Origin of the sequence: Bacteroides sp. CAG:633 (genome assembly GCF_000435115.1) — a bacterium.
Classification (GTDB): domain Bacteria; phylum Bacteroidota; class Bacteroidia; order Bacteroidales; family Bacteroidaceae; genus Bacteroides; species Bacteroides ndongoniae.
In genome coordinates this window covers 4,556-8,616 of record NZ_FR883134.1, presented here as the reverse complement: position 1 = coordinate 8,616, position 4,061 = coordinate 4,556, and the positions used below count along the sequence as shown (strand labels likewise).

Below are 4,061 nucleotides of genomic sequence, written 5' to 3'. Positions count from 1 at the left end.
AAGAGCATCGGCACACAGGCCTTGCGCGTCAGGAAGTAGACGGTATAGAGCCATCCTACGAGCAGGACAACGAAGGTCGAGTTGTTCTCCAACCAGCGCTCTACGGGGAGTAGCGTGATCATGGCTGGTAACAGAATGAGGCAGAAGAACAAGTCAATGCCCAATGGTAAGTATTTGTTGTTCATGGCGGTTGAGGTTTCTTTCTCTGTTTTTTATTTCCAACAAAGATACAATAATAAAGGATAAATCCCAGTTTATTTTCTGTTTATCGGTAATAAACTCCCAGTTTATAGCCTTTAAACTCATAGTTTATTGGCTTTAAACTGTCAGTTTACTGCCTTTAAACTGTCAGTACAAAGGCCTTGTACTGTTCTTCCGACGCCTGTTGTACGGAAGTCTTTTTGTGTTGTTCGCCATCTCATACGTGTCGTTCACCACTGCATACGGGTAGGGGTATTTTACGATAGCCAGGCTTTGCATAGTTTTGCATCAGATAATTGAAACATAAACGGACTTTACAAGGTATGAAGAGATTGTTTTTACTTTTGATTTTGATGGCTTTTAATGCTGCATTGAGGGCACAGGGAGAAGCAACGGTAAGCGGTACTGTGACCGACCGTACTGCTGGTGAACCTTTACCTGCTGCTACTGTGAGTATTGCACCTGTTTCGGACACATCGGCCAAGACTTATACTTCGACCGACGGTGAGGGAGTTTTCTCTTTTCGTGCCATGGCGGTGGGCGAGTATGTAGTTAGCGTAAGTTATGTAGGCTATAAGCCAATGGAGAAAAAAGTACGGATAACGGATAAGCAACAGTCGTATACGTTGCGTATCGTTCTCGAAGAGGATGCGCAGTTACTGGGCGAAGTGTCTGTTCAGGGACGTGCTACACGGGCCGAACAACGTGGAGACAGTTTGACGTATAATGCCGAAGCTTTTCAGGTGATGGAGGGAAGTTCGGCCGAAGATTTGCTGGCCAAAATGCCGGGTATTGTAGTCGAAGGCGGTACAGTACAGGCACAGGGCGAACAGGTTCAGAAAGTGTTGGTAGATGGTAAGGAATTCTTTGATGGTGATGTAAATCTGGCTATCAAGAACCTGCCTTCGGACGTTATTGCCAGTATTGAGGTGTTCGACAAGAAGAGCGAACAGGCAGAGTTTACCGGCTTCGACGACGGCGAGGAGGTGAAGACTATCAATATCATTACCAAAGGAGGTTTCCGTCAGGGCACCTTTGGTGAAGTGTCGGGCGGTTATGGTACGGACGATCGCTACAAGGTAAACGGTAACATCAACTTCTTCGATGACGACCGTCGTATTTCAGTGTTGGGTATGACTAATAATGTCAACCAACAGAACTTTTCGCAGGAGGACTTGGCTGGTGTAATGTCGTCGGGAGCCAGTGGTCGCGGAGGCCGTGGCGGAGGTGGCGGAGGCCGTGGCGGACGTGGCGATGGAGGCCGCTCGGGCAGTGGTGCGGGAGGTGCTTCTACATCGAACTTCATGGTAGGCTCTTTAGGAGGCGTAACTTCGGCCAACGGTCTCGGCTTGAACTATGTAGACCAGTGGAGTGATAAATGGAAGATCACCGGCAGTTATTTCTTTAACCAGTCGGACAATCTGACGCAGCAGCTGACCGACCGCGAATATTTCGAGTCCGTATTGCCGGGTATGACTTACAGTGAATACCAACAAAGCCAGATGAAGAACTGGAACCATCGATTCAATCTGAAGCTGGATTATCAGATCAGTGACCGTACTTCCTTGCAGATTCGTCCTTCGCTGAGCTTTCAGAATAACGACAGCTACAGCCTGCTCCAAGGCAAAAACTTGCTGGACGGTACGGCCGAAAGCGAAACCGAAACAACTGCAAACGGTAGTACAGATGCTTACAACATAGGCGTTGACCTCAATCTTCGTCACCGTTTTCTGAAAGAAGGGCGTACCCTTTCGCTGATGCTTAGCGGTAAGATGAGCAATACCGATGGTGATACCTATACCGATTACCTCAATACGCTTTATGGTGTAAACGGATTGTCGACAACAGATAATTATAGTCAGCTGAAACAGACGTTGAATCGTCAGTACAGTCTTCGCTCCAATCTTAGCTATACGGAAAAGCTGACCGATAACCTGCAACTTCAGTTGGGATATAAGTTGAGTTATACTGATTCGGAGAACGACCGTAAGACTTATGAACGCTCGGCTGTGACCGACCTCTATGACCAGTTGGACGAGAGTCTGTCCAACGAATATCAGTCGGGCTACCTGACACAAGCCGGAAGTGTAGGGTTGCGTTATCGCGTGGGACAGTTCAATGCCATGCTGGGTGTCGATGCCCAATGGGCCGATCTGACAGGCGATTTGGTCTATCCACAACCCGACGAGCTGTCACACAACTATTTTTCTGTGTTGCCGTCGTTCACTTTGCGTTATTCACTGGACCGTACCAATTCACTGCAATTGCGTTATCGCAGCAAGTCGTCGGCTCCTTCGGTCACCAGCCTGCAGAATGTGATAGACAATTCCAATCCGCTTTTCCTTTCTGCCGGTAACCCTGACCTCGACCAGCAAATATCGCATACGGCCAATCTGCGCTACATCCGTACTACCAAATCGGGACATACGTTTATTGCCATGGTAGGGGCTACTATCCAGAAAGATTACGTGGCCGACAGTACTTTTGTGGCCAAAGAGGATATTGCCCTCTCGCCGACGGTGACCCTTAATAAGGGTTCGCAGTTTACCCGTCCTGTAAACTTGGATGGTTACTACAGCTTGCAGTCTATGCTGACTTATGGTTTCCCTATAGATTTCATTCGTAGTAATGTCAATCTCAGTCTTTCGGCCAACTATGCCAACGTTCCTACTATTTTTGACGGAGTAGAGAGCCGGACACGTGAACTGAGCCTCATACCTAAGATTATCATTGGTAGTAACATCAGCAAGAATCTCGATTTTACAGCTTCCTATTCGGCTGGCATCAACAAGATGTTCAGTTCGTTGGATACAGCCACGGGCAGCGACTACGTGACCCATACAGCAGCCGCCAAGCTGGGCTGGACCTTCTTCTGGGGACTGACTTTCCGCAGCACGTTTAACTACATTGGATACACTGGCCTTGACACAGGTACGGAGGACTATTTCCTGTGGAACCTGTCGTTAGGCAAGAAGTTCCTGAAGAACAATGCAGCCGAAATCAGGATTGAAGCTTTCGACGTACTGAAACAGAATCAAGCCTTCACTCACCGCACAGGCAGTAACTATTACGACTATGTGAACAGCAATGTGCTGCAGCCGTATGCGATGGTGAGCTTTGTATATACTATTCGATAACCTTTTAAAAATGACAGAAAGATGAAGAAAATTCTTTTCTTGGCCCTTGTGGCCATGCTGAGCGTGCAGAGTGCCGATGCTCAGAGCAAAGGCGGTAATGACCGTAAACGTACTCCTGAACAAATAGTGAAAAACCTCGACGAGAAGTTGGATTTGACCGACGAGCAAGAGAAACAAATCACTGCCCTTTACACCGACTTCTTTAAAAAGGAACTTTCGCGCGAAGAGCGCCGGACTGCTATGCAGGAAGTGGAGAAGAAAGTGACTTCTCTTCTTACCGATGAGCAGAAGAAAGCTTATGAGCAAATGAAGAAGGAACGTCCGCAGCGGAACAGACAGAGATGAGGCTGATGTTTCCCACCCTTTTCAGAACATCTGAGCAGGGTGGGAAACTTGTTTATTGGATTTGCCGCAGGATGGCGGGGTCTTTTATCTTGGTGTCCTGCGCGAAGAAGAGTACCTTTGTCAGTACCTCGGCTGTCTTGGGATCTTCGTCCACAAAGGGCAGGAAGAGGCGGCCCCGGCTCTGCGAGTGGACGGGCAGGACGGCTATCTGGGCTCCGCCTTCCTGATGGATGACGCCGCTGCCCAGGTGGATGTTGTAGTGTCCCAGCTTGCCTGCGACGTGTGCGAAGTGCCCCTTCACCTCCACGTTCTTCAGGCGGAACAGCGGCAGGGTGAATTCCAGCAGGGCGGCACGCATCTCGATGGTGGAGTGGCTGG

Annotated in this window: 2 protein-coding genes and 2 pseudogenes (1 of these 4 cut by a window edge); 2 read left to right on the top strand and 2 right to left on the bottom strand. The window is 48.8% G+C overall.

Translation table 11 applies throughout. From position 1 onward, the window contains the following. Positions 1-185 (bottom strand): annotated as a pseudogene (locus tag QVP67_RS13010) (sensor histidine kinase); the annotation flags it as partial. Between the two features lie 339 nt (positions 186-524). On the opposite strand from QVP67_RS13010, the gene QVP67_RS13005 reads away from it, so the two are divergent. After that, a complete protein-coding gene (locus tag QVP67_RS13005) occupies positions 525-3,338 on the top strand; it encodes a TonB-dependent receptor (protein ID WP_022163999.1) in 2,814 nt (937 codons plus the stop codon). Positions 3,339-3,359: 21 nt separating this feature from the next. Then, complete coding sequence (locus tag QVP67_RS13000; RefSeq protein WP_022163998.1) at positions 3,360-3,683, top strand: hypothetical protein; 324 nt, start codon at positions 3,360-3,362, stop codon at positions 3,681-3,683. A gap of 52 nt (positions 3,684-3,735) precedes the next feature. Here QVP67_RS13000 and QVP67_RS12995 read toward each other — a convergent pair. Continuing rightward, positions 3,736-4,061: pseudogene (locus QVP67_RS12995) on the bottom strand (DUF5724 domain-containing protein) (its annotated part continues 1,400 nt past the right edge of the window); the annotation flags it as partial.